Below are 22,366 nucleotides of genomic sequence, written 5' to 3' on the forward strand. Positions count from 1 at the left end.
CGACGCGGGCCGTCCAGGCCCGTGCCCCACGTTCTCCTGACCGTCGCAGATGGACTTCAGCGCGCACACGCCGATGATGCAGCAGTACCTGCGCATCAAGGCCGAGTACCCGGATACCCTCGTGTTCTACCGCATGGGGGATTTCTATGAGCTGTTCTTCGACGATGCCCGCAAGGCCAATCGGCTGATCGACATCACCTTGACGGTGCGCGGCCAGTCGGCTGGAGAGCCGGTCGTGATGGCCGGCGTGCCGGTGCATGCGGTCGAGACCTATCTGGGCAAGCTGATCCGGCTGGGCGAGTCGGTCGCCATCTGCGAACAGGTGGGTGAGGTCGGGGCCAGCAAGGGCCCGGTCGAGCGCAAAGTGGTGCGGGTGGTCACGCCTGGCACCTTGACCGACAGCGAGCTGCTGTCCGAGCGCGCTGACGCGCTGCTGCTGGCCGTGGTGCTGGGCAAGCGCGGTCGCGCGGCCGATGCGGTCGCGCCCTGCGGCCTGGCCTGGCTGGGCCTGTCCAGCGGTCGGCTGGGTGTGACCGAATGCAGTGAGCGCGAGCTGGGCGGCTGGCTGGCCCGCTTGCAGCCGGCCGAGGTGCTGTTCGACCGTGAGCGCACGCCTCAGGCCCTGCAAGGCCTGCTGTCGGCATCGCGGCAGGGAGTGGCCCTGACGCCTCGGCCCGGCTGGCAGTTCGATGCCGGCCTGGGTCTGCGCAAACTATGCGAGCAACTGGGCGTGGCCTCGCTGCAGGGCTATGGCGCGCAAGAGTTGGCGCTGGCCCACGCGGCCGGCGCAGCGCTGCTGAGCTACGCCGAGCACACGCAAGGGCGGGCGCTGGCTCACGTGAGCAGCCTGGAGGTGCCCCGGGCGAGCGAATTGCTGGAGCTGCCGCCCGCCACGCTGCGCAACCTGGAGCTGACCCAGACCCTGCGCGGCGAAGACGCGCCCACGCTGCTGTCGCTGCTCGACACCTGCCGCACCGGCATGGGCAGCCGCACCTTGCGGCAGTGGCTGACCCAGCCGCCGCGCGACCGTGCGCTGGCTACTGCCCGCCACGATGCTCTGGCGGCTTTGCTGGCGCCCGCGTCGCTGGATGAAGGGGCTGATGCACTGCGCGAGGCCCTGCGCGAAGTCAGCGATGTGGAGCGCATCACCGCCCGCATCGCATTGCGCCAGGTGCGCCCGCGCGAGCTGGCAGGCCTGCGCGACACGCTGACCAAACTGCCCGATCTGGCCCGGCGCGTGCCGCAAGGTGCCGAGCTGCTGGCCCAACTGCACACTGCACTTCATCCCGACGCCGCCATCGGCGAGCGCCTGGCCGCTACGCTGCTGGAGACACCGGCGGTGCTGCTGCGCGACGGTGGCGTGATCGCCACCGGCTTCGACCCCGATCTGGACGAGTTGCGCGCCATTTCGCAGAACTGCGACGCCTTTTTGCTGGATCTTGAGGCCCGCGAGCGCGCGCGCACCGGCATCGGCAACCTGCGTGTGCAGTTCAACAAGGTGCATGGCTTCTACATCGAGGTCACGCAGGGGCAGGTCGACAAGGTGCCGCTGGACTACCAGCGCCGTCAGACACTCAAGAACGCCGAGCGCTTCATCACGCCCGAGCTGAAGGCGTTCGAAGACAAGGCCCTGTCGGCACAAGAGCGCGCGCTGGCGCGCGAGAAGCTGCTGTACGAACAGCTGATCGACTTTCTGCAAGCGCATCTGGCTGTGTTGGGGCGACTGGCCCGCGCATTGGCCAGCCTGGACGCGCTGGCCGCGCTGGCCGAACGTGCAGCGACGCTGGGCTGGAGCCGCCCGGTGTTCTGCAGCCACCCGTGCATCGAGATCGATCGCGGCCGCCACCCCGTGGTCGAGGCGCGCCTGCAGGAAACCGGCGCAGGCAGCTTCATTCCGAACGATTGCCGCCTGGACGCCAATCGCCGCATGCTCATCGTCACCGGCCCCAACATGGGCGGTAAATCGACCTTCATGCGTCAGGTGGCGCTGATCGCGCTGCTGGCGGCCATGGGCTCGTACGTGCCGGCAGCGGCGTGCCGCCTCGGCCCTATCGACGCCATCCACACCCGCATCGGCGCGGCCGACGACCTGGCCAATGCCCAGTCCACCTTCATGATGGAGATGACCGAGGCGGCCGCCATCGTCCACACCGCCACCGAGCATTCGCTGGTGTTGATGGACGAGATCGGCCGGGGTACCTCGACCTTTGATGGCCTGGCCCTGGCTGGCGCCATCGCCAGCCATCTGCACGACCGCAACCGCTCCTTCACGCTGTTCGCGACCCATTACTTCGAGCTGACGCGCCTGCCCGAAAAGCACCCTCGCGCGCTCAACATGCACGTCGGCGTGGCCGAGTCGGGCGACGACATCGTCTTCCTGCACGAGTTGCAGCACGGCCCCGCCAGCCGCAGCTATGGCGTGCAGGTGGCGCGGCTTGCAGGCATGCCGCATGCCCTGATCCGTCAGGCCCGCATGACGCTGGAGTCGCTCGAAGCGCAGCAGCGCCAGTCGGACCAGCAGATCGACCTGTTTGCCCAGATCGATGCGCCCGTGGTGGCGCCGCTGGATGATGGCCTGCCCGCCGCGCCATCTGGCGGCTTGGGAGACGGCATGACGCCGGCCGAGGCCCGCACCCTGTCGTTGCTCGACAGCATCGATCCGGATACCCTGACCCCACGCGAAGCGCTGGACGCGCTGTACAAACTCAAATCGGTGATCTCATCATGACCTACTGCGTCGCCATGCGGCTCAATGCCGGGCTCGTGTTCCTGTCCGACTCCCGCACCAATGCGGGCATGGACCAGATCAGCACCTTCCGCAAGATGACGGTCTACGAGAAGGAAGGCGACCGGGTCCTGGTGCTGCTGTCAGCCGGCAACCTGGCCATCACCCAGGCGGTCAAGCAGCTGCTGAGCAGTGAAACCATCGAGGGCTCGGACGGCGAACCGTGCACGATCTGGACGGCCAACAGCATGTTCGATGTGGCGCGCATCGTGGGCAGTTGCGTGCGCAAGGTGCACGCGCGCGACGCCGATGCACTCAAGCGCCACGGCATCGATTTCAACTGCAGCCTCATCATCGGCGGTCAAATTGATGGCGAGACCATGCGCCTTTTCAACGTCTACGCCGCAGGCAACTTCGTCGAGGCCGGTATCGACGGGGTGTGCTACTTCCAGATCGGCGAGTCGAAGTACGGCAAGCCGGTGATCGACCGCGTCGTGACGCCTCAGACGCCGCTGCAGGAAGCGGCCAAGTGCGCATTGATCTCCATGGATTCGACGCTCAAGTCCAACCTGTCGGTAGGGTTGCCGCTGGACTTGATGGTCTACGAGGCCGGCTCGCTGAAGGTGGACAAGCTCATCCACATCGACGAATCGAACGCGTATTTCCGCATGATTCGCACGACGTGGGGGCAGCGCCTGCGCCAGGTGTTTGATTCGATTCCAGAGCCGACCTGGTCGGGCGAGCAGCCCGATCTTGCTGCCGGGGCGCCCGCCCAGCCGCAGGCCATGAACCCGCTGAGCAAGATCAGTGCGCCAAACGCCTGATCAGCCGCGCCAGGCCTGCGCAATGCGTGGGTGAATGGGATGGCGGTCCAGCCATCCCACCAGCACCAGGCAACCCAGGGCGGACGACACCGCCGCCAGCGTGAAGGTGGGCAGGTAGCCGAAGGCATCGGCCACCACGCCGCCCACCAGATTGGCCAGCCCGCTGACCAGCGAGGTCATGCAGGCCAGCAGGGTGAAATCAGTGCCGGCGTGGGCAGGGTCGGCTGCGTCCATCATCAAGGTGAACAGCGCCACGGTGGCCATGGTGCCAAAGATGCCTTCGAGCACCGTCGCGGCCCACAGGGCGTTCATCCCACCCCAGCCCGCTGCCGCGGCCACATAGCAGGTGAAGGCCAGCGCCTGTGTGAGCCCGCTGAATAGCAGGGCTGTCCGGCGCCCCAGGCGAAAGGCCAGCCAGCCGCCTGCGAAGGCCCCGACCAAGCTGGCGCCCGAGCCGACCACGCCCTTCATCATCGCGATTGTTTCCTTGCTGATGTCCTGGTCACGCATGAAGGGCCCGGTCAGCGAGCCGAGCAACTGGTCGCCGAAGCGATAGGCCAGGATCAGCACGGCGAAGGTGAGCATGCCGGGGGTCAGCGCGCGTTCCAGCCAGGCCCAACTCAGCGCCATCCCGCGCGGGCGCGCCTGAGGGGCGAGGGCGCGCACGGGCTCTGGCGGATACCATGCCGGCACGGCCAGCAGCGCCAGCAGGCCTGCCATGCACAGAAACATGGTTTCCCAGTTGGTGCGCGCGAACACCCACAGCAGCACGCCGCCGCCCAGGATCATGCCCAGACGGAACCCCCCTACCTGCAGCCCGTTGGCCAGCCCCCGTTCGCGCACATCGAGCAGACGCACGGCCAGCCCGTCGGTGATCACGTCCTGAGAGGCGGCCAGCAGGTTGAACAGCAGCACGGCCGCAAACAGCATGTTTGTCTGAGACGACAGAGACAGCTGCGACAGCACCAGCGCCATCACGCACGACGAGCCGAGGAACAGGCGGAGCCACATGCGCCGGCTGCCGTGATGGTCGAGCACCGGCGCCCACATGAACTTGAGCGCCCAGGGCAGGGCCAGAAACTGCAAGAGGCTGATGGCGGTGAGTGACCAACCGGCATCGCGCATCAGCACGGGCAGCGCCAGCGTGAAAAAACCGAACGGCAGCCCTTGGGCCATGTAGAGCGCGCCCAGCAGGCTGACCTGTCTCGCGCGGGGCAGGGGCGTGTGAGGCGACGGCATGCCGGGCATCATGTCATGCGTCGGTCGCGCCCGTGGTGCCTCACGCCTGGGCGGCCTGCACGGCCTGCCGATCCAGTTCGGCGATGCACTCGGCCATGCTGGCGTGGCACGAGGCCATCAGCGCGGGCATGTCCTGCAGGGTGAGCCCCGTGGTCGGGATGGGGGGCAGGGCGCGCAGGTAGATCGTGCCGCTGTGCCAGCGGTTGAGTTTCCAGTGGTTCACGTACTGGCTGCCGCAGATCGGCACGATGGGCACGCCTGCATTGATGGCCATCTGGAAGGCGCCCTTCTTGAACGGGGCCAGGCCGCGACCGTGGCTGCGCGTGCCTTCTGCAAACACCCAGATCGACAGGTCGCGCTCGTGCATGGTCTGCGTCAGGCTGGTCATCGCGCGCTTGGCGGCGTGGGCGTTGCCACGGTCGAGCAGCACGTTGCCGGCCAGCCAGTAAATCTGCCCGAACAACGGCAGCCACTTCAGGCTTTTCTTGCCCAGGCTGACGGTGCGAGCCGGCACGACGCAACCGAATACGAACAGGTCGTAGTTGGACAGGTGGTTACCGACAATGACCGCCGGTCGCGCATGGTCTCGCAACAAGGCTGTATCGGTCACCACACGCACGCCCAGGATCTTCAGCGCAGGCAGGGCGTAGACACGGGCACACAAACGGGTGTTGTCGGGGTTGAATGGGCGACACAGCCCGATCATCAGGTTGATCAGGCTGGCAACAACAAAATGCACGCTCAGCAGCAGCATGCGCACGGCGAACAGCACGGGCACTCCACGGGACGGGGGCAGGGAAGGATCACCACGGTGCAGGTTTGCGAACCTGTCTGGGTTTCTGTCTGAATGCGGCCGCGATCATACGGCCGACCAGGGCAGATCGCACACGCCGGCACACCCTTTCATCCCGGTCAGCGCCTATAATGCCGATTTACCACCGCAGCGCCCGCTTCCCAGCGGGCGCTTTTGCGCAATGACCAAGTTTGTCTTCGTCACGGGCGGTGTGGTGTCCTCGCTGGGCAAGGGCATCGCCGCCGCCTCTTTGGCCGCCATCCTCGAGTCGCGCGGCCTCAAAGTCACCCTCATCAAGCTCGATCCGTACATCAACGTGGATCCGGGCACGATGTCGCCGTTTCAGCACGGCGAGGTCTTCGTGACCGACGATGGCGCCGAAACCGACCTCGATCTGGGCCACTACGAACGCTTCATCACCACGCGGATGAAGAAGGCCAACAACTTCACCACGGGCCAGATCTACAAGAGCGTGCTCGAGAAGGAGCGCCGGGGTGATTACCTGGGCAAGACCGTCCAGGTGATCCCGCACATCACCAACGAGATCCAGGATTTCGTGCGCCGTGGCGCCGGCATCGGCACGGCCGATGCGGTGGACGTGGCCATCGTGGAGATCGGCGGCACGGTGGGCGACATCGAATCGCTGCCCTTCATGGAGGCGGCGCGTCAGATGAGCCTCAAGCTGGGGCCCACCAACACGGCCTTTGTTCACCTGACCTATGTGCCCTACATCGCGGCCGCGGGTGAGCTCAAGACCAAGCCCACGCAGCACACGGTGCAGAAGCTGCGCGAAATCGGCATCCAGGCCGACGCGCTGCTGTGCCGCGCCGACCGCGCCATTCCGGACGATGAGCGCAGCAAGATCTCGCTGTTCACCAACGTGCCCGAGTCTGGCGTGATCTCGGTGTGGGATGCCGACACCATCTACAAGGTGCCGCGCATGCTGCACGAGCAGCATCTCGACGACCTCATCTGCACCAAGCTGCAGCTGCAGACCAAGCCGGCCGACCTGTCGCGCTGGGACAACCTGGTCTATGAAGTCGAGAACCCCAAGGGTGCGGTCACCATCGCCATGTGCGGCAAGTACACCGACCTGTCGGATTCGTACAAGTCGCTCAACGAGGCGCTGCGCCACGCGGGCATCCACAACCACGTGCGCGTCAACATCGAGTACGTTGACTCCGAGACGCTGACGCCCGAGACGGTCGACCAGCTTGCGCAGTTCGACGCCATCCTGGTGCCGGGCGGCTTCGGCAAGCGTGGTGTGGAAGGCAAGATCTGCGCGGCCCAGTACGCCCGAGAGCATGGCATCCCCTACCTGGGCATCTGCCTGGGCATGCAGGTGGCCACCATCGAGTACGCCCGCCACAAGGCCGGCCTGGAAGGTGCCAACTCGACCGAGTTTGACCCCCAGACTGCACACCCGGTGATCGCCCTGATCGACGAATGGCTGGATGCCGATGGCACGGTCCAAAAGCGCGATGCCAGCTCTGACCTTGGGGGCACCATGCGCCTGGGCGCCCAGAGCTCGGACGTCAAGCCCGGCACCATCGCCCACGAGATTTATGGCCCGGTCGTGACCGAGCGCCACCGTCACCGCTACGAGGCCAACGAGCGTTACCTCGACAGGCTGCAGGAAGCCGGTCTGGTGATCTCGGCCATCACACAGCGCGAGAAGCTCACTGAAATGGTCGAGCTGCCCAAGTCGGCTCACCCCTGGTATGTCGGCGTGCAGTTCCACCCCGAGTTCAAGTCCACGCCGTGGGACGGCCACCCGCTGTTCAAGGCGTACATCAAGGCGGCGGTGGACCACCATGCCGCACGCGCCAAGGCCTGAAGCGGCCTGGGCAGCGAACGAAACGGCCCCGAAAGGAAACGCCATGAAACTCTGCGGCTTTGACGTTGGCCTCAACCATCCCTTCTTCCTGATTGCAGGCCCCTGTGTGGTCGAGTCGGAGCAGTTGCAGATGGACACCGCTGGGCACCTGAAAGAGGTCACCTCGGCACTGGGCATTCCCTTCATCTTCAAGTCGAGCTACGACAAGGCCAACCGGTCGTCGGGCGCCTCGTTCCGAGGCCCGGGCATGGAAAAGGGCCTGGCGATCCTCGAGAAGGTGCGCGCCACGCTGGGCGTGCCCATCCTGACCGATGTGCACACCGAGGCTGAAATCCCGGAGGTGGCCAGCGTGGTCGATGTGCTGCAGACGCCCGCCTTCCTGTGCCGTCAGACGGATTTCATCCGTGCTGTGGCCCAGTGCGGCAAGCCGGTCAACATCAAGAAAGGCCAGTTCCTGGCGCCCGGTGACATGAAGAACGTCATCGACAAGGCCCGTGCCGCTGCGCGCGAAAAAGGCCTGGACGACGACGTCTTCATGGCTTGCGAGCGCGGCGTGAGCTTTGGCTACAACAACCTGGTCTCGGACATGCGTTCGCTGGCCATCATGCGTGACACCGGCGCGCCGGTCGTCTTCGACGCCACCCACAGCGTGCAGCTGCCCGGCGGGCAAGGCACCAGCTCGGGCGGTCAGCGCGAGTTCGTGCCCGTGCTGTCGCGTGCGGCCGTGGCGGTGGGCATCTCCGGTCTGTTCATGGAAACCCATCCCGACCCGGCCTGCGCGCTGAGCGACGGCCCCAACGCCGTGCCGCTCAAGCACATGAAGGCCCTGCTTGAGACGCTGGTCGAGCTGGATCGCATCACCAAGAAGAACGGCTTCCTCGAGTCGTCCTTCAACTGATTTTCAAACCATCCAACCTTTGAGGAAACCCAGATGAGCGCCATCGTAGACATCATCGGCCGCGAAGTGATCGACAGCCGAGGCAACCCCACCGTCGAGTGCGACGTGCTGCTGGAAAGCGGCGTGATGGGCCGCGCCGCCGTGCCTTCGGGCGCCTCCACCGGTTCGCGCGAAGCCATCGAGCTGCGCGACGGCGACAAGAGCCGTTACCTGGGCAAGGGCGTGCTGAAGGCTGTCGAGCACATCAACACCGAGATCTGCGAGGCCGTGCTGGGCCTGGATGCTGCTGAACAGGCCTTCCTGGACAAGACCCTGATCGACTTGGACGGCACCGAAAACAAAAGCCGCCTGGGCGCCAACGCCATGCTGGCCGTGTCGATGGCGGTGGCCCGTGCTGCCGCTGAAGAAGCCGGCCTGCCGCTGTACCGTTACTTCGGTGGCATGGGCGCCGTGCAGATGCCCGTGCCCATGATGAACGTCATCAACGGTGGCGCACACGCCAATAACAACCTCGACTTGCAGGAGTTCATGATCCTGCCGGTGGGCGCGCCCAACTTCCGCGAAGCCATCCGCTACGGCGCGGAGGTGTTCCATGCGCTGAAGAAGATCATCCACGACAAGGGCATGAGCACCGCCGTGGGCGACGAAGGTGGCTTTGCGCCCTCTGTGGCCAGCCATGAGGCCGCCATCCAGCTGATTCTGGAAGCCATCGAGAAGGCCGGTTACGTGGCCGGCGAGCAGATCGCCCTGGGCCTGGACTGTGCTGCCTCCGAGTTCTACAAGGACGGCAAGTACCACCTCGAAGGCGAAGGCCTGGTGCTGACCGCCGAGCAGTGGACCGACATGTTGGCCACCTGGTGCGACAAGTATCCGATCATCTCGATCGAAGACGGCATGCACGAAGGCGACTGGGCCGGCTGGGCCCACCTGACCGAGCGCCTGGGCAAGAAGGTGCAGCTGGTGGGTGACGACCTGTTTGTCACCAACACCAAGATCCTGAAGGAAGGCATCGACAAGGGCATCGCCAACTCGATCCTCATCAAGATCAACCAGATCGGCACCCTGACCGAGACGTTTGCTGCCATCGAAATGGCCAAGCGCGCCGGCTATACCGCTGTGATCTCGCACCGCTCGGGCGAAACCGAAGACAACACCATCGCCGACATCGCCGTGGGCCTGAACGCTGGCCAGATCAAGACCGGCTCGATGAGCCGCTCGGACCGCATCAGCAAGTACAACCAGCTGCTGCGCATCGAAGAAGACCTGGGCAACGTGGCCGTCTACCCCGGCCGCAGCGCGTTCTACAACCTGCGCTGATGCCACTCGGTCGGGCCGGCTGCTTGCTTGCCTGACAGACACACTTGAACGGAGCCCGCGAGGGCTCCGTTTTTGCTTGGGCGACTCGGCAGCTGAGTGATAATCCCGCCATGCGTGTTGCCACCCTGATCCTCCTGGCCTTGCTGGCCGTGGTGCATGCCGAGCTGTGGTTCGGCAAGGGTGGCCTGCCGCGTGTGTGGTCGCTGGGTGAGCAGGTCACGGCCCTCCAGCAGGCCAACGAAGCGGCCAGCCTGCGCAACGACCAATTGGCCGCCGAGGTGCGCGACCTCAAAGAGGGCCTGGAGATGGTGGAAGAGCGCGCGCGGCTCGAGCTGGGCATGCTCAAGCCCGATGAGCTGTATGTGCACCTCAGCCGCGAAGCGGCCCAGGCTGCATCGGTGTCGCAGCCCGCTGCAACAGGGCAGGTCACGACGCCTTGAGCTGGGCCGAGATCATGAGCCTGGCGGCACCTGCCTTGCAGCCCGCCATGAGCCTGTGGGGCGCCGATCTCACGTGGCTCGAATTGGTGGCGGTTGTGCTGTCGCTGGTCATGGTGGCGCTCAACCTGCGTGTGAATCCCTGGGCGTGGCCATTCGCGATCGCCGCGTCGATGCTCTATGCCATCCTGTTTGCCCATTACCGGTTGTATGGCGAATCGGCGCTACAGGGGCTGTTCATCATGGTCTCGCTGTGGGGCTGGTGGCAGTGGCTGCGTGGCACCGATGCCCATCACAGGCCCTTGGTGGTGCGCGTGCTGTCCCGGCAGGGGGTGGCGGGCATCTTGTTGGCCTGGGCTGTCTTGTGGGTGGCTATCGGCCTGCTACTGGACCACATCACCGATTCCGACGTGCCGTACTGGGATGCCTGGCCGACAGCCGGCAGCGTGGTGGGGCAGTACCTTCTGGCCCGCAAATGGGTCGAGAACTGGCCGGTGTGGCTGGCCGTCAACCTGATCAGCGTGGGCCTGTTTGCCTACAAGGGCATGTGGCTGACGGTGGTGCTCTACGGCATGTTTGCCGTGTTGTCGGTCTGGGGCTGGCGTGCCTGGTGGCAACTGGCCGCGGATGCGGCCGGGAGGCGCTGAGATGTCCGGCCTGGTCATTGCCCTGCTGGGCGCTGAAAGCACAGGCAAGACCACGCTGGCTGGTGAGCTGGTGGCGGCGCTGAGCGCCAGGGGGCACGACGCTGTCATGGTGCCCGAGGTGCTGCGCCAGTTCTGTGATGAGCAGGGGCGCACCCCATTTGCGCACGAGCAGGCGGCGATCGCGGCGCAGCAGGCGCATCACATGGCCGAGGCTGCTGCTCGCCACGCGCTGGTGGTTGCCGATACCAGTCCGGTGATGACGGCGGTGTATTCCGACTTGCTGTTTGCCGATGACGGCCTGTACGCCTCTGCTGTTGCGCAACATGCCCGCGAAGTGGCGTTTACCTTGCTAACGGGGCTGGATCTGCCCTGGGTGGCCGATGGGCTGCAACGCGATGGGCCGCATGTGCGCGAGCCGGTGGACACGCGCCTGCGCGCGGTGCTGGCCGACGCGGGTGTGCCGCATGCGGTGGTCTATGGTCAAGGGCCTGCACGGCTGGCGCATGCGCTGCAGTGCATCGAGCACCTGCTGGATGCCCCGGCGCGCGCCGCCCGCCAAAGCGGGGCGACCCGATGGCGCTGGTTCTGCGAGAACTGCGATGACGGCGAGTGCGAGCAGCACTGGCTGGGCGGTGGGCGGCGATGACGCTGCCTGTGTTGTGGCGCGACGAGCACCTGGTCGTCATCCACAAACCGCCAGGCTGGCTGGTGCACCGCACCGGGTTGGATGCCCATGAGCAGCGCATCGTGATGCCGGTCTTGCGAGACCAGTTGGTGCAGCATGTCTTCCCGGTGCATCGCCTGGACAAGGGCACGTCGGGCGTGTTGCTGCTGGCGTTGTCGCCTGCGGTGGCGGCCTCGCTGGTGCACGCCTTCACGCGGCGGCAGGTGGCCAAGCGCTACGTGGCCATGGTGCGTGGGTGGCCGTCGCCACAACTGGTGATCGACCACGCGCTGCGCCCGGACGATGCGCCGCCCGATGCCGTGGCACAGCCGGCACGCACGGTGTGCCATCGGCTCGCCACCTGGCAGCTGCCCGTGCCGGTCGATCGCTACCCGACCACGCGCGTGGCCCTGATGGAGGCGTGGCCTCAGACGGGGCGCCGTCACCAGATCCGGCGTCACCTCAAGCATCTGGCGCATCCCATCATCGGTGACGCCACGCATGGCAAGGGCGCACACAACCGCTGGTGGGCCGAGCGCCTGGGATGCAACCGCCTGTGGCTGCATGCGGCCACGCTGAGCCTGCCGCACCCCGTGACCGGCCAGCGTATGCACTGGGCCTCTCCGCCCTCCGATGCCGTGCTCAACCCGGACTGGGCTGCCTTGCTCGCGCAGGGCGACTGGCAGCGTCAGGCTGCCTCGCCCGGCGCCTCACTGTAGCTGGTCTGAGCCGGGTGCTGCGTCGGCACCGGTGAACAACTCTTCGGCGTCAATGGCGTCGAAGTGGTAGTGCTGGCCGCAGAAGTCGCAGCCGATCTCGACACGGCCCTGCTCGGCCACGATGTCGTCGATCTCTTCCTTGCCCAGGCTGCGCAGCATGTCGGCCACCCGCTCGCGCGAGCAGGTGCAGGCGAAGTTCGGGCCGTTGGCACCTTGCAGCGGGTCGAAGCGGCGCACGTCTTCTTCCCAGAACAGCCGGTGCAGGATGGTGTTGGCATCCAGCGTGAGCAGTTCGTCGCGCTTGAGCGTGGCCGCCAGCATGGCGATGCGGTTGTAGTGCTCGTTGAGTCCGATCGCGTCTTCGTTGCGGGCACCACCGGCGAGGTTGCCATGGCCTTCGACCGGGATGCGCTGGATCAGCAGGCCTGCGGCGACTTCGTCGTTGGCCGCCAGAACCAGCTTGGTGTCAAGCTGTTCAGACTGCAGCATGTAGTGCTCCAGCACCGCGCTGAGGTCGTGCAGCGGCTCGCGGTGGTCGCCGTGCAGCGGCACCACACCTTGATAAGGCGTCTGGCCCGGCAGCCTGTCTTTCGGGTCGAGCGTGATGGCGCAGCGGCCTTGGCCGTGCACGTTGACCATCACCTCCAGCGGCAGGTGGCCGGTGTCGGTGGCGGGCAGCTCGCCCACCAGCTTGGCTGTTGAGCGAAAGCTCAGGTTGGGCTGCACCTCGGTGACGGCCAGCTTCACCGGGCCATCGCCGAAGATCTGCAGCACGACGGCGCCGTTGAACTTGATGTTGGCCTGCATCAGCACGCCGGCTGCGCTCATCTCGCCGATCAGTTGGCGCACCGGTGCATCGAAGCTGCCGCTGCCTTCGCGGCGCCGCAGCAGCTCCTGCCAGCTGTCAGTCAGGCGCACCAGCATGCCCCGTACGGGCAGGCCTTCGAACAGAAACTTGTGCAGTTCACTCATGGGGGGTCTTTCCCGGTGCGTCGATGCGCACCATGTCGGTCTTGTATTCGGCCGATTTCTGAACATACAGGCCGGTGCCGAGTTTCATGCGCAGGATGTCGGCCTCGTTGAGGGGGCGCACAGCCTTGGCGGGGGAGCCCATGATCAGCATGCCGTCTTCAAACACCTTGCCTTCGGTCACGAGGGCGCCGGCGGCCACCAGGCAGTTCTTGCCGATGCGCGCACCGTTGAGCACCACGGCCTGGATGCCGATCAGCGAGCCGTCGCCGATGGTGCAGCCATGCAGCATGGCCTGATGGCCCACGGTCACATCCTCGCCGATCGTGAGTGGGTAGCCGATGTCGGTGTGCAGCACGGACGATTCCTGCACGTTCGAGCGCGCGCCAATCGTGATGGGCTCGTTGTCCCCGCGCAGCGTCACGTGCGACCACACGCTGGTCTGCTCCTTGAGGATGACCTGACCGATGACGTCGGCCGACTCAGCCACGAAGGCGCTGGGGTGGACATCGGGCTGTTTGTCCTTGATGCGATACAGGGCCATGGGTGTTCGGGCGGTCGCCGGAGGTGAGGGGAGTCACGATTTTAGGAGCAGCGGCGCCGGCTTGCCCACGCCCGTACCTTGGTTGAGCATCCTGCTGGCTTCCGCCCGGGCTGTCGGGCACTATGATCGAAGGCTTGTCAGTCGTCTGCGTTCTGTGTTGCCATGCTGTTCCTGCTGTCGCCCGCCAAAAGTCTCGATTACGACACCCCGCCTTCGACCGACCGCCACACGTTGCCGGCATTTGTGCATGAGTCTGCCGCGCTGATCGAGGTGTTGCGACCTTACACCCCGGCGCAGATTGCATCGTTGATGGACTTGAGCGACGCGCTGGCCACGCTGAACGTGGCGCGCTATGCCGCGTGGGAGCCTCGCTTCAACGCCGCCAACAGCAAGCAGGCTGTGCTGGCGTTCAATGGCGACGTGTACGAAGGGCTCGATGCTGCCACGCTGAAACAGAAAGAGCTCGATTGGGCGCAAGACCATGTCTGCATCCTCAGCGGGCTGTATGGCGTGCTGCGCCCGCTGGACTGGATGCAACCCTATCGCCTGGAAATGGGCACCCGCCTGGCGAACCCGCGTGGCAAGGACCTTTACGCCTGGTGGGGCGACACGCTGGCCGAGTACCTCAACGCGCGGCTGGCCGAGCAGGGTGACGACGTGATCGTCAACCTGGCCTCACAAGAGTACTTCAAGGCGGTCAAGCGCAAGGCGCTCAAGGCCCGAGTGGTCGAGTGCGTCTTCGAAGACTGGAAGGCCGGGCAGTGGAAGGTCATCAGCTTCCACGCCAAGCGCGCACGTGGGCTGATGGCGCGCTTTGCCATTCAGCACCGGGCGAGGCGACCGCAGGATCTGCTGGCATTTGACGTCGAAGGCTATGCGCACGACGCGGCCGCATCGACACCAGACCGACTGGTCTTCCGCCGCAAGCTGGCGGCCTGAGCGGGTGCGTGCGGGCCGATGGCGGCCCGCTGCACGTGCGCGTTGGCGCTCAGCGACCGCCGCGTGCGCGCGCAGGGCGACCCGCGTCACCCTGCGAGGGGCGCCCTGAGCCGCCGCCGCGTGGCCGTTGGCCCCCAGCGGGCCCGGCGCCTTGGGCGGCACGAGCACCACCTCGGTGGCCGTTCCCTTGGCCCTGACCGCGGCTTTGCCCCGCGGCGTGGCCATTGCCCTGGCCCGGGCGTGGCGAGCCATTGAGCACGCGACGGCCCAACTGGATCGGCTCCGCCTTCGCATGGGGGTCGGGCTCGAAGCCCGGCACCACCTCGCGCGGCAGCGGGCGCTTGATGAGGCGCTCGATGTCAGCCAGAAAGCCCTCTTCGTCGACGCACACCAGCGACACGGCCTCCCCTTCGGCACCTGCGCGGCCCGTACGGCCAATGCGGTGCACATAGTCCTCGGGGACGTTGGGCAACTCGAAGTTGACCACGTGAGGCAACTGATCGATGTCGATGCCACGCGCCGCGATGTCGGTGGCCACCAGCACGCGCAAGGTCCCGGCCTTGAACTCGGCGAGTGCGCGGGTGCGGGCGCTCTGGCTCTTGTTGCCATGGATGGCCATGGCGCTCACATCTTGCTTCTCGAGGTATTCGACCAGGCGGTTGGCGCCGTGCTTCATGCGGGTGAACACGAGCACCTGGTGCCAGTCCTGGCTCTGAATGAGATGGGTCAGCAGCTCACGCTTGCGGTCGCGGTCGACCGGGTGCACCTTCTGGCTGATGGTGTCTGCCGTGGCGTTGCGGCGGGCCACCTCGATGACGCGGGGCGAGCGCAGCAGGCGCTCAGCCAGTGCCTTGATCTCGTCGGAAAACGTGGCCGAGAAGAGCAGGCTTTGTTTGTTCGGCGGCAGGATGGCCAGCACCTTGCGGATGTCATGGATGAAACCCATGTCCAGCATGCGATCCGCTTCGTCCAGCACGAAATGCGTCACGTGCTTGAGGTCGATCTCGCCTTGCTGATGCAGGTCAAGCAGGCGACCAGGGGTGGCCACCAGGATGTCGACGCCGCGTCGCAGGGCGTCGATCTGCGGGTTCATGCCCACACCACCGAAAATCACCAGTGATTTCAGCGGCAGGTACTTGCCGTACAGGCGCACGCATTCTTCAACCTGTGCGGCCAGTTCGCGCGTGGGGGTCAGGATCAGACCACGGATGACGCGAGGGTGCCGCGGGGGCTCAGCGCTCAGTTGGTGCAGCAGCGGCAGGGTGAAGCCGGCGGTCTTGCCGGTGCCGGTCTGCGCGCCGGCGAGGAGGTCGCCACCCGAGAGGACGGCGGGAATGGCTTGCGCCTGGATGGGGGTCGGCGCTGTGTAACCCGCTTCCGCGACTGCCTTGAGCAGCGGCGCGGACAGCCCTAAATCTTCAAACGACATAAATGGCCCAGGAGAGGTTGTTCGGCGACTGCGCCTGCCCCTTCCGGGCCAGAAGGAGGGCAGGCCAACCGACGCATGGTGCGAGGGTGCAAGCGCTTGTGGCGTTGCACGAGCCGTTACGCACCGTGAAATTGTAGGACTCGGGCCCGATACCCCCCCAGTGGTACACCAGCAAGTGAGGGGTCAGTTCGTGAGTGCGATTGTATCTGGATGTAAATACGCTGCGCGACCGTTGCCACCCAGACACGGGGGCGCGCGCCTAGAATGCCGGCCATGACGTCGACGGTTCTCGCCCGCAAGTACCGCCCCCATGGTTTTGAGGCCATGGTCGGGCAGGAGCATGTTGTCCAGGCGCTGCGCAATGCGCTGATGCAGGGGCGTCTGCACCATGCCTACCTGTTTACCGGCACGCGGGGCGTGGGCAAGACCACGGTCTCGCGCATCCTGGCCAAAGCGCTCAACTGCGTGGGCCCTCAGGGAGACGGCGGCATCACGGCCGAACCCTGTGGCGTGTGCCAGGCGTGCCGTGACATCGATGCCGGGCGTTTTGTCGATTACGTCGAACTGGATGCGGCGTCCAACCGTGGTGTCGAAGAGATCTCCCAGTTGCTGGAGCAGGCGGTTTACAAGCCGGTGGCCGGGCGCTTCAAGGTCTACATGATCGACGAAGTGCACATGCTGTCGACCACGGCCTTCAACGCCATGCTCAAGACGCTGGAGGAGCCGCCGGATTACCTGAAGTTCGTGCTGGCCACGACCGATCCGCAGAAGGTGCCTGTCACCGTGCTGTCGCGCTGCCTGCAGTTCAACCTGCGGCCCATGCCGCCTGATACGGTTCAGGCGCATCTTGCGCGTGTGCTTGATGCGGAGCAGATTCCTTACGACGGGGCGTCGTTGCGGCTGCTGGGTCGTGCTGCGCGCGGCTCGATGCGTGATGCACTGTCGCTGACTGATCAGGCCATTGCATTTGGCTGCGGCCGGCTGGACGAGCCCGTGGTACGCCAGATGATTGGGGCGGTCGATCGCCAGCACATCACCGAGTTGCTCGACGCAGTGGCGCAGGCCGATGGCGCAGCCGTGGTACGCGGTGTGGCAGGCCTGCGCCGTGCGGGCATCTCGGCGTCAGGCACGCTCGAGGAGCTGGCCACGGCCCTTCAGACCATGGCCGTGTGGCAACTCGCTCCGGGCGCGGCCGATGGGGATCAGCCTGACGAGGCCGCCTGGCGAGACCTCGCTGCGCGCTTTGCCCCCGACGAGACGCAGTTGTTCTACAGCCTGTGTCTTCAGGCCCGGGCAGAATTGGCCCTCGCGCCCGATGAATACGGGGCGCTGCAGATGACGTTGTTGCGCGTGCTGGCTTTCCGGCCAGGCGGGCTGCCCGCGCAGCCTGGTGGAGGCGATCCGCCCCCAAAAGCGCCGGGCTCGGGGGCCCGCCGGATCGCCCCTGAGCCCGCCGCACCCTCGGCAGACTCACAGCCCGTCGCAACCCTGCGCGCAACGCCCCGACCGGAGGCTTCGCCTCCTCCATGGGTGGACGCAGGGCCGATGTCTGAACCCGAGCCGGTCAGCGAGCCGGTACGCGAACCCTTGGCTGCGCCGCACCTTGCGTCGCAGACCGCCCATCCCACCGTGGCTACCGCGGCTGCCGTGGTCGCACATCCTGCACCCTCATCGCCTCTGGGCGACGCCTGGGCGGCGTTGGTGCGTGACATGGTTCAAGCCGGCCTGATCGGGGCCCTGGTGCGCGAAACGGCCATGCAGTCTCACTGCACGGCGCATGAGGTCCAGGCCGGCGTCAGCCACTGGCAACTCTGCGTGGCGCGCGAGAGCCTCTGTACCGATGCCCATCGTGAGCGGCTGGAGCATGCCATGACGCAAGCCCTAGGCCAGCCTGTTCGGCTGTCGCTGGTCAAAGGTGAGGCGTCGGACACGCCGGCCTTGCGGGAACAGGCCGAGCGCGCACGTCGTCAGGCCGCAGCCGAGCAACTGATCCAGGAAGACGTCACCGTGCGCAAGCTGCTGTCGACGTATCCGGGGGCACGCATCGTGCCCGACTCCATCCGGCCGCTGTGATCACGGCCGTGATACACCCTGTCTCGATGGACAATGTCGTTTTGTGATTGAAAGGATGCCCGTCATGCTCAAAGGACAACTTGCCGGCCTGATGAAACAGGCCCAACAGATGCAGGACAACCTCAAGAAGGCCCAGGACGAGTTGGCCAACGTCGAGGTGGAAGGCCAGTCCGGTGCGGGCCTCGTGAAGGTGGTCATGACCTGCAAGAACGACGTCAAGCGCGTCACCATCGACCCCAGCCTGCTGGCCGATGACAAGGACATGCTGGAAGACCTCGTCGCCGCTGCGTTCAACGATGCCGTGCGCCGTGCCGAGGCCACCAGCCAGGAGCGCATGGGCAAGCTCACCGCTGGCCTGCCCCTGCCGCCCGGCATGAAGTTCCCGTTCTGACGCACTGTCGCGACCGGTCATGCACGACTCAGCCGTAGACGCCCTGGTGCAGGCCTTGCGCTGCCTGCCAGGCGTCGGGCAGAAGTCGGCGCAGCGCATGGCTTATCACCTGCTGCAGCACGACCGCACCGGCGCTTTGCGTCTGGCCGAGGCGCTCGGAACCGCGATGGCCGACGTGCGGCATTGCGAGCGGTGTCACACCTTCAGCAGTGAGCCGCTGTGCCTGATCTGTCAGGATGACAGCAGGGATCACGAACAGCTGTGTGTGGTGGAGACACCTGCGGATCTGGCCGCCATGGAGCGCACGGGCAGCTACCGCGGCCAGTACTTCGTGCTGCTGGGGCGTCTGAGCCCGCTGGATGGCCATGGTGTCAAGGACATCGGTCTGCAGACCCTGATGCAGCGCGTGGCCGACCCCCAGCTCAAAGAGGTGGTGCTGGCCACCAGCTTCACGGCGGAAGGCGAGGTGACGGCTCAAGCCATCACCGAGTCCTTGCGCGCGCGCGGCTTGCGCGTCACGCGGCTGGCCCGCGGCGTGCCTGTGGGCAGCGAGCTCGAGTACGTCGATCTGGGCACCATCGCCCACGCCTTCATGGACCGGCGCTGAGCCCTTGCCAGCCTGCTCAGCGTGCGCTGGCCACGCGCACCTTGCCGTTGCGCGCTTTCTTGGTTTGGGCTGCCGCCACCTTGGCGCGGGCCTCGCCGCGCTTGGCAGCTTTGGCGACCACGCGTTTGCTGCCCTTCGCCTGGCTCACGCGGGTGTCACTCGACTTGCGGCTCTTGGCGACAGCACGGCTGCTGTCACGAGACGGCACATAGAGCACCACGCGCTCGCCCTTGTCAAAGCGGCCGTTGACGCGAATCTTGTTCCATTCCGCCAGTTGCTGGGGTGTCACGCCGTGGCGTCTGGCCAATGCGCGCACGCTGTCGTTGGCGCGGGCGCGCACGACCTTGCGCTTGAGCGGCGGTGCGTCGGGCGCCAGTGCAATGGCCGCCGTGTCGGCCACCTCGGCCGACACGTCCTCCACCCGGTGGCCAGCACGGGGTACCAGCAGGGTTGAGCCGGCCTTCACCAGCATGCGCGGCGGGATGCGGTTGATGTCGCGCAGCTCGGATTCGCTCAGACCGGCATGCCGCGCGGCATCGGCCATCTTCATGGTGCGGGGCACCTGCCAGGCTGTCCACGTTGCCAGCTGACCCTTGTGACCCTTCAGGTTGTGTACGAACTGGTTGGCGTTGTCATACGGCAGCAGCACCTGCGGCGTGCCGGCAGCCAGGATGACCGGCTTGTTCATCGAGGGGTTCAGCGCCCGGAACTCGTCGGCCGACAGGCCTGCCAGTCGTGCAGCCAGGGTGACGTCGATGTCGCGCTCGATGGGGACGGCCAGGAAGTAGGGGTGGTTCTCGATCGGGGTCAGCGTCAGGCTGAAACGCTCGGGCTGCGCCACGATGTTGCGCACCGCGTAAAGCTTGGGCACGTAGTGGCGCGTCTCAGCCGGCATCGTGAGGCTGAGGTAGTCCGTGGGCAAGCCCTGTTGTGCGTTGCGCCGGATGGCGCGTTGGACATTGCCTTCGCCCCAGTTGTAGGCGGCCAGGGCCAGATGCCAGTCGCCAAACATGCGGTGCAGGCGCTGGAGGTAGGACAAGGCCGCACGGGTCGAAGCGAGCACATCGCGCCGGTCGTCGCGGAAGAGGTTTTGCCTCAGCGCGAAGTCCTTGCCTGTGGCGGGCATGAACTGCCACATGCCCGACGCGCGCGCCGACGACATGGCCTGTGGGTTGAAGGCGCTCTCGATGAAGGGCAGCAGGGCCAGCTCGCTGGGCATGCCACGGCGCTCGACCTCTTCGACGATGTGATAGAGGTAGCGGTTGGCGCGCTGCGTCATGCGCTGCACGTATTCGGGTCGACTGGCATACCAGCGTTCGTGATCGGCCACCAGTTCGGTGTCGAGTGCCGGCATGGCGTAACCCGCGCGAATGCGCTCCCACAAATCCTGGTTGGCGCGGGCATCAGCCAAGTCCACCGGCTTGAGCGGATCCAGCGGGTCGACTGGCTTGACCTCGATGTTGGCGTCGTTGACCGGCGTGGCACGGGCCGCGATCGACGCGGCCCCCAGATCCACACGCAGGCCGGAGGCGGGGTCCTCCCGTGTCAGCGGTGCAGCCACGGCTTGGCGCGTGGCCGTCACGATGGGCGCAGGCCGGCTGGGCGCCGCCTGGCGCGAGGTGTCGGGCGACGGGGTCATGAGGCTGCCACAGCCGGACAGCGCCAGCGCCGCCCCCAGAAGCGACAGGCGTCGGACCACAGGGTGCAGCGTAGAGGAGATGAAGACTTGCATCAGAACGTGTTCTTCCATTCGCGCAGGGCACGAAAGACCGACAGGGGCTGGTCATCGTGTGCGCCGTGCGCCAGGGCCGACGTCACCACCGCACCAACGCGACAGCGCAGGAACGGGTTGACGCGACGCTCCAGCGCCACCGTGGTGGGCAGGGTCGGTTGACCCTGGGCGCGGCGTTTGCTGCAGTGGGCCACGTAGGCCGCGAGATCGGGGTTGTCGGGTTCGACCGCCTGCGCAAAACGCAGGTTGCCGAGCGTGTATTCATGGGCGGCGCACAGCCGCGTGGATTCGGGCAATGCGGCGAGCCGCGTGAGGCTGTCATGCAGCTGGGCCATGGTGCCATCAAACACCCGCCCGCAGCCGCCTGAAAACAGTGTATCGCCGACGAACGCGATCGGGTCGATATCGTCGCCCCCCATGCCACCGGTCAGCAGGTAAGTGATGTGTCCGCGCGTGTGACCTGGGGTGTCCATCACGGTGATGGGCATGTTCTGCCAGGAGAACGTGTCACGCTCCGTGTGGCGGACATCCAGCCCGTCGATTGCCTCGCCCGCAGGACCGTGCACGGTGGCGCCATGGTGGCGCAGCGCACCGAGGCCGCCGACGTGATCGCCGTGATGGTGGGTCACTAGAATGGTGGTCAGGCGCAGGTTCCTGTCGCGCAGGGCCTGTTCAACCGGGGCAGCCTCTCCCGGATCCACGACGAGCGCTTCGCGGCCGTCGTGCATCATCCAGACATAGTTGTCCGAGAAGGCGGGAAGGGCGATCAGTTGTTTCATGACCCACGTTGACCCCATTATAGATTTGCACCCATGGTTGGCGTGGCCGCCGGGCCAGGCCTTGCTGGAGTGGGAGCAACAGCAGCTTGACCGCCTGGTGGCCGACATGTTTGGCTTCCATGCGGTGCAGCTGGGTCTGCCCGAGTTGGTGGGCTTGCGCGCCAACCGCATGCCCCACCGCTGGCTGGCTGTGGATCCAAGCTATGGGGCCTGGCAACCGCCGGCCGCCCCGCCTGCCGATGTGCCGTTGTCGCTGCGTTGCGAGTTCGGGGCGTTGCCGTTTCCGTCGCAGTCGGTGGACCTGGTGGTGCTGCCTCATGCGTTGGAGCTGGTGGCTGACCCGCACGATACGCTGCGCGAGGTGGAGCGCGTTCTGGTGCCTGAGGGCAGGGTGGTGATCGCGGGATTCAACCCGGCCAGCCTGTGGGGACTGCGGCATCGTCTGGCGCGTCTGGGACAATCGCCGGCTCCGGTATTGCCGCAGGGCGAGTTCCTGGCCTACTGGCGCTTGCGTGACTGGTTGCGCTTGCTTGACCTGGAGGTGGAAGCGGGCTGCTTCGGCTGCTACCGGCCGATGGTACGCAGCGAGCGCACCTGGCAGCGCCTGCAGTGGATGGAGCATGCCGGCGACCGCTGGTGGCCGGTGCTGGGCGCGGTCTACCTGGTGGTGGCGGTCAAGCGCACGCGTGGCATGCGCCTGGTGGGCAAGGTGCGTCGCACGCGGGTGGCGCCTGCGCGCCAGGCGGCGGTCGTGCAGAGAGAACAGACAACGGGCGGCTGATGCCGTCCACAACGTAGAAGGA

21 protein-coding genes are annotated in these 22,366 nt (G+C 66.3%); 14 read left to right on the forward strand and 7 right to left on the reverse strand.

The genetic code is table 11. From position 1 onward, the window contains the following. The first annotated feature begins 49 nt into the window (after window positions 1-49). Window positions 50-2,728, forward strand: coding sequence for a DNA mismatch repair protein MutS (mutS, locus tag GTZ97_RS04660; RefSeq protein ID WP_236651017.1), 2,679 nt, complete (start codon window positions 50-52; stop codon window positions 2,726-2,728). Next, window positions 2,725-3,549 carry a proteasome-type protease gene (locus GTZ97_RS04665; RefSeq protein WP_161649362.1) on the forward strand — a complete coding sequence of 275 codons (825 nt, stop codon included), beginning with the start codon at window positions 2,725-2,727 and terminating at the stop codon, window positions 3,547-3,549. The genes mutS and GTZ97_RS04665 overlap by 4 nt, the downstream gene beginning before the upstream one ends. Here the strand turns inward: GTZ97_RS04665 and GTZ97_RS04670 are convergent, their stop codons facing one another. Together GTZ97_RS04670 and GTZ97_RS04675 are read right to left on the reverse strand one after the other, a co-directional pair. Further along, window positions 3,550-4,788 (reverse strand): MFS transporter, encoded by a 1,239-nt coding sequence (locus tag GTZ97_RS04670; protein ID WP_201748162.1) that lies wholly within the window; start codon window positions 4,786-4,788, stop codon window positions 3,550-3,552. It abuts the gene before it with no gap. Window positions 4,789-4,828: 40 nt separating this feature from the next. Continuing rightward, complete coding sequence (locus GTZ97_RS04675; RefSeq protein ID WP_161649365.1) at window positions 4,829-5,560, reverse strand: lysophospholipid acyltransferase family protein; 732 nt, start codon at window positions 5,558-5,560, stop codon at window positions 4,829-4,831. Between the two features lie 202 nt (window positions 5,561-5,762). On the opposite strand from GTZ97_RS04675, the gene pyrG reads away from it, so the two are divergent. From pyrG to GTZ97_RS04710, 7 genes are all read left to right on the forward strand, one after another. Continuing rightward, the gene (gene pyrG / locus GTZ97_RS04680) at window positions 5,763-7,418 is read left to right on the forward strand and encodes a CTP synthase (RefSeq protein WP_161649367.1); all 1,656 of its coding nucleotides are present in this window, start codon (window positions 5,763-5,765) and stop codon (window positions 7,416-7,418) included. A gap of 43 nt (window positions 7,419-7,461) precedes the next feature. Beyond that, window positions 7,462-8,316, forward strand: a complete 855-nt coding sequence (gene kdsA / locus GTZ97_RS04685) for a 3-deoxy-8-phosphooctulonate synthase (RefSeq protein WP_161649368.1) — start codon at window positions 7,462-7,464, stop codon at window positions 8,314-8,316. Between the two features lie 33 nt (window positions 8,317-8,349). Continuing rightward, window positions 8,350-9,633, forward strand: coding sequence for a phosphopyruvate hydratase (gene eno / locus GTZ97_RS04690; protein ID WP_161649369.1), 1,284 nt, complete (start codon window positions 8,350-8,352; stop codon window positions 9,631-9,633). A gap of 110 nt (window positions 9,634-9,743) precedes the next feature. Next, complete coding sequence (ftsB, locus tag GTZ97_RS04695) at window positions 9,744-10,073, forward strand: cell division protein FtsB (RefSeq protein ID WP_161649371.1); 330 nt, start codon at window positions 9,744-9,746, stop codon at window positions 10,071-10,073. 14 nt (window positions 10,074-10,087) lie between these two features. After that, on the forward strand, window positions 10,088-10,717 hold the full coding sequence (gene pnuC / locus GTZ97_RS04700; protein ID WP_161649373.1) for a nicotinamide riboside transporter PnuC: 630 nt from the start codon (window positions 10,088-10,090) through the stop codon (window positions 10,715-10,717). Window position 10,718: 1 nt separating this feature from the next. Continuing rightward, window positions 10,719-11,363 (forward strand): AAA family ATPase, encoded by a 645-nt coding sequence (locus tag GTZ97_RS04705; protein ID WP_161649375.1) that lies wholly within the window; start codon window positions 10,719-10,721, stop codon window positions 11,361-11,363. After that, window positions 11,360-12,100 carry a pseudouridine synthase gene (locus GTZ97_RS04710; protein ID WP_161649376.1) on the forward strand — a complete coding sequence of 247 codons (741 nt, stop codon included), beginning with the start codon at window positions 11,360-11,362 and terminating at the stop codon, window positions 12,098-12,100. Before GTZ97_RS04705 ends, GTZ97_RS04710 begins: the two co-directional genes overlap by 4 nt. Here GTZ97_RS04710 and hslO read toward each other — a convergent pair. Then, complete coding sequence (hslO, locus tag GTZ97_RS04715; protein ID WP_161649378.1) at window positions 12,092-13,072, reverse strand: Hsp33 family molecular chaperone HslO; 981 nt, start codon at window positions 13,070-13,072, stop codon at window positions 12,092-12,094. The genes GTZ97_RS04710 and hslO overlap by 9 nt on opposite strands. Beyond that, window positions 13,065-13,613 carry a gamma carbonic anhydrase family protein gene (locus tag GTZ97_RS04720; protein WP_161649379.1) on the reverse strand — a complete coding sequence of 183 codons (549 nt, stop codon included), beginning with the start codon at window positions 13,611-13,613 and terminating at the stop codon, window positions 13,065-13,067. The genes hslO and GTZ97_RS04720 overlap by 8 nt, the downstream gene beginning before the upstream one ends. A 162-nt stretch (window positions 13,614-13,775) precedes the next feature. On the opposite strand from GTZ97_RS04720, the gene yaaA reads away from it, so the two are divergent. Then, window positions 13,776-14,552, forward strand: coding sequence for a peroxide stress protein YaaA (gene yaaA, locus GTZ97_RS04725; protein WP_161649381.1), 777 nt, complete (start codon window positions 13,776-13,778; stop codon window positions 14,550-14,552). Between the two features lie 49 nt (window positions 14,553-14,601). On the opposite strand, the gene GTZ97_RS04730 is transcribed toward yaaA, so the two are convergent. Further along, window positions 14,602-15,981: a DEAD/DEAH box helicase gene (locus GTZ97_RS04730; protein ID WP_161649383.1), complete on the reverse strand. Its 1,380-nt coding sequence runs from the start codon at window positions 15,979-15,981 to the stop codon at window positions 14,602-14,604. Window positions 15,982-16,254: 273 nt separating this feature from the next. On the opposite strand from GTZ97_RS04730, the gene dnaX reads away from it, so the two are divergent. The 3 genes from dnaX to recR all read left to right on the forward strand — a co-directional run bounded on the left by dnaX (window position 16,255) and on the right by recR (window position 19,052). Further along, the gene (dnaX, locus tag GTZ97_RS04735) at window positions 16,255-18,054 is read left to right on the forward strand and encodes a DNA polymerase III subunit gamma/tau (RefSeq protein WP_161649385.1); all 1,800 of its coding nucleotides are present in this window, start codon (window positions 16,255-16,257) and stop codon (window positions 18,052-18,054) included. A gap of 64 nt (window positions 18,055-18,118) precedes the next feature. After that, window positions 18,119-18,445 (forward strand): YbaB/EbfC family nucleoid-associated protein, encoded by a 327-nt coding sequence (locus GTZ97_RS04740; RefSeq protein WP_161649387.1) that lies wholly within the window; start codon window positions 18,119-18,121, stop codon window positions 18,443-18,445. A gap of 19 nt (window positions 18,446-18,464) precedes the next feature. Then, window positions 18,465-19,052, forward strand: a complete 588-nt coding sequence (recR, locus tag GTZ97_RS04745; protein ID WP_161649389.1) for a recombination mediator RecR — start codon at window positions 18,465-18,467, stop codon at window positions 19,050-19,052. A 16-nt stretch (window positions 19,053-19,068) separates the two neighbouring features. Here the strand turns inward: recR and GTZ97_RS04750 are convergent, their stop codons facing one another. Both GTZ97_RS04750 and gloB read right to left on the reverse strand, forming a co-directional pair. Next, on the reverse strand, window positions 19,069-20,784 hold the full coding sequence (locus tag GTZ97_RS04750; protein ID WP_236651018.1) for a transglycosylase SLT domain-containing protein: 1,716 nt from the start codon (window positions 20,782-20,784) through the stop codon (window positions 19,069-19,071). Beyond that, window positions 20,784-21,563 carry a hydroxyacylglutathione hydrolase gene (gene gloB / locus GTZ97_RS04755; protein WP_161649390.1) on the reverse strand — a complete coding sequence of 260 codons (780 nt, stop codon included), beginning with the start codon at window positions 21,561-21,563 and terminating at the stop codon, window positions 20,784-20,786. Before gloB ends, GTZ97_RS04750 begins: the two co-directional genes overlap by 1 nt. Here gloB and GTZ97_RS04760 point away from each other — a divergent pair. Continuing rightward, window positions 21,562-22,344 (forward strand): class I SAM-dependent methyltransferase, encoded by a 783-nt coding sequence (locus tag GTZ97_RS04760; protein ID WP_161649392.1) that lies wholly within the window; start codon window positions 21,562-21,564, stop codon window positions 22,342-22,344. The genes gloB and GTZ97_RS04760 overlap by 2 nt on opposite strands. Window positions 22,345-22,366: the final 22 nt, after the last annotated feature.

The organism is Aquabacterium fontiphilum, from assembly GCF_009909205.1.
Classification (GTDB): Bacteria; Pseudomonadota; Gammaproteobacteria; order Burkholderiales; family Burkholderiaceae_C; genus Aquabacterium; species Aquabacterium fontiphilum.

What these genes read in the sequence shown, in the direction of transcription:
- GTZ97_RS04760 (WP_161649392.1), top strand. Translation starts at nt 21,562, where the DNA reads ATGACCCACGTTGACCCCATTATAGATTTGCACCCATGGTTGGCGTGG.
- pnuC (WP_161649373.1), top strand. Translation starts at nt 10,088, where the DNA reads ATGAGCCTGGCGGCACCTGCCTTGCAGCCCGCCATGAGCCTGTGGGGC.
- ftsB (WP_161649371.1), top strand. Translation starts at nt 9,744, where the DNA reads ATGCGTGTTGCCACCCTGATCCTCCTGGCCTTGCTGGCCGTGGTGCAT.
- GTZ97_RS04670 (WP_201748162.1), bottom strand. Translation starts at nt 4,788, where the DNA reads ATGCCGTCGCCTCACACGCCCCTGCCCCGCGCGAGACAGGTCAGCCTG.
- GTZ97_RS04720 (WP_161649379.1), bottom strand. Translation starts at nt 13,613, where the DNA reads ATGGCCCTGTATCGCATCAAGGACAAACAGCCCGATGTCCACCCCAGC.
- GTZ97_RS04730 (WP_161649383.1), bottom strand. Translation starts at nt 15,981, where the DNA reads ATGTCGTTTGAAGATTTAGGGCTGTCCGCGCCGCTGCTCAAGGCAGTC.
- GTZ97_RS04750 (WP_236651018.1), bottom strand. Translation starts at nt 20,784, where the DNA reads ATGCAAGTCTTCATCTCCTCTACGCTGCACCCTGTGGTCCGACGCCTG.
- mutS (WP_236651017.1), top strand. Translation starts at nt 50, where the DNA reads ATGGACTTCAGCGCGCACACGCCGATGATGCAGCAGTACCTGCGCATC.
- dnaX (WP_161649385.1), top strand. Translation starts at nt 16,255, where the DNA reads ATGACGTCGACGGTTCTCGCCCGCAAGTACCGCCCCCATGGTTTTGAG.
- kdsA (WP_161649368.1), top strand. Translation starts at nt 7,462, where the DNA reads ATGAAACTCTGCGGCTTTGACGTTGGCCTCAACCATCCCTTCTTCCTG.
- pyrG (WP_161649367.1), top strand. Translation starts at nt 5,763, where the DNA reads ATGACCAAGTTTGTCTTCGTCACGGGCGGTGTGGTGTCCTCGCTGGGC.
- hslO (WP_161649378.1), bottom strand. Translation starts at nt 13,072, where the DNA reads ATGAGTGAACTGCACAAGTTTCTGTTCGAAGGCCTGCCCGTACGGGGC.
- GTZ97_RS04740 (WP_161649387.1), top strand. Translation starts at nt 18,119, where the DNA reads ATGCTCAAAGGACAACTTGCCGGCCTGATGAAACAGGCCCAACAGATG.
- recR (WP_161649389.1), top strand. Translation starts at nt 18,465, where the DNA reads ATGCACGACTCAGCCGTAGACGCCCTGGTGCAGGCCTTGCGCTGCCTG.
- GTZ97_RS04705 (WP_161649375.1), top strand. Translation starts at nt 10,719, where the DNA reads ATGTCCGGCCTGGTCATTGCCCTGCTGGGCGCTGAAAGCACAGGCAAG.
- GTZ97_RS04665 (WP_161649362.1), top strand. Translation starts at nt 2,725, where the DNA reads ATGACCTACTGCGTCGCCATGCGGCTCAATGCCGGGCTCGTGTTCCTG.
- yaaA (WP_161649381.1), top strand. Translation starts at nt 13,776, where the DNA reads ATGCTGTTCCTGCTGTCGCCCGCCAAAAGTCTCGATTACGACACCCCG.
- gloB (WP_161649390.1), bottom strand. Translation starts at nt 21,563, where the DNA reads ATGAAACAACTGATCGCCCTTCCCGCCTTCTCGGACAACTATGTCTGG.
- GTZ97_RS04710 (WP_161649376.1), top strand. Translation starts at nt 11,360, where the DNA reads ATGACGCTGCCTGTGTTGTGGCGCGACGAGCACCTGGTCGTCATCCAC.
- eno (WP_161649369.1), top strand. Translation starts at nt 8,350, where the DNA reads ATGAGCGCCATCGTAGACATCATCGGCCGCGAAGTGATCGACAGCCGA.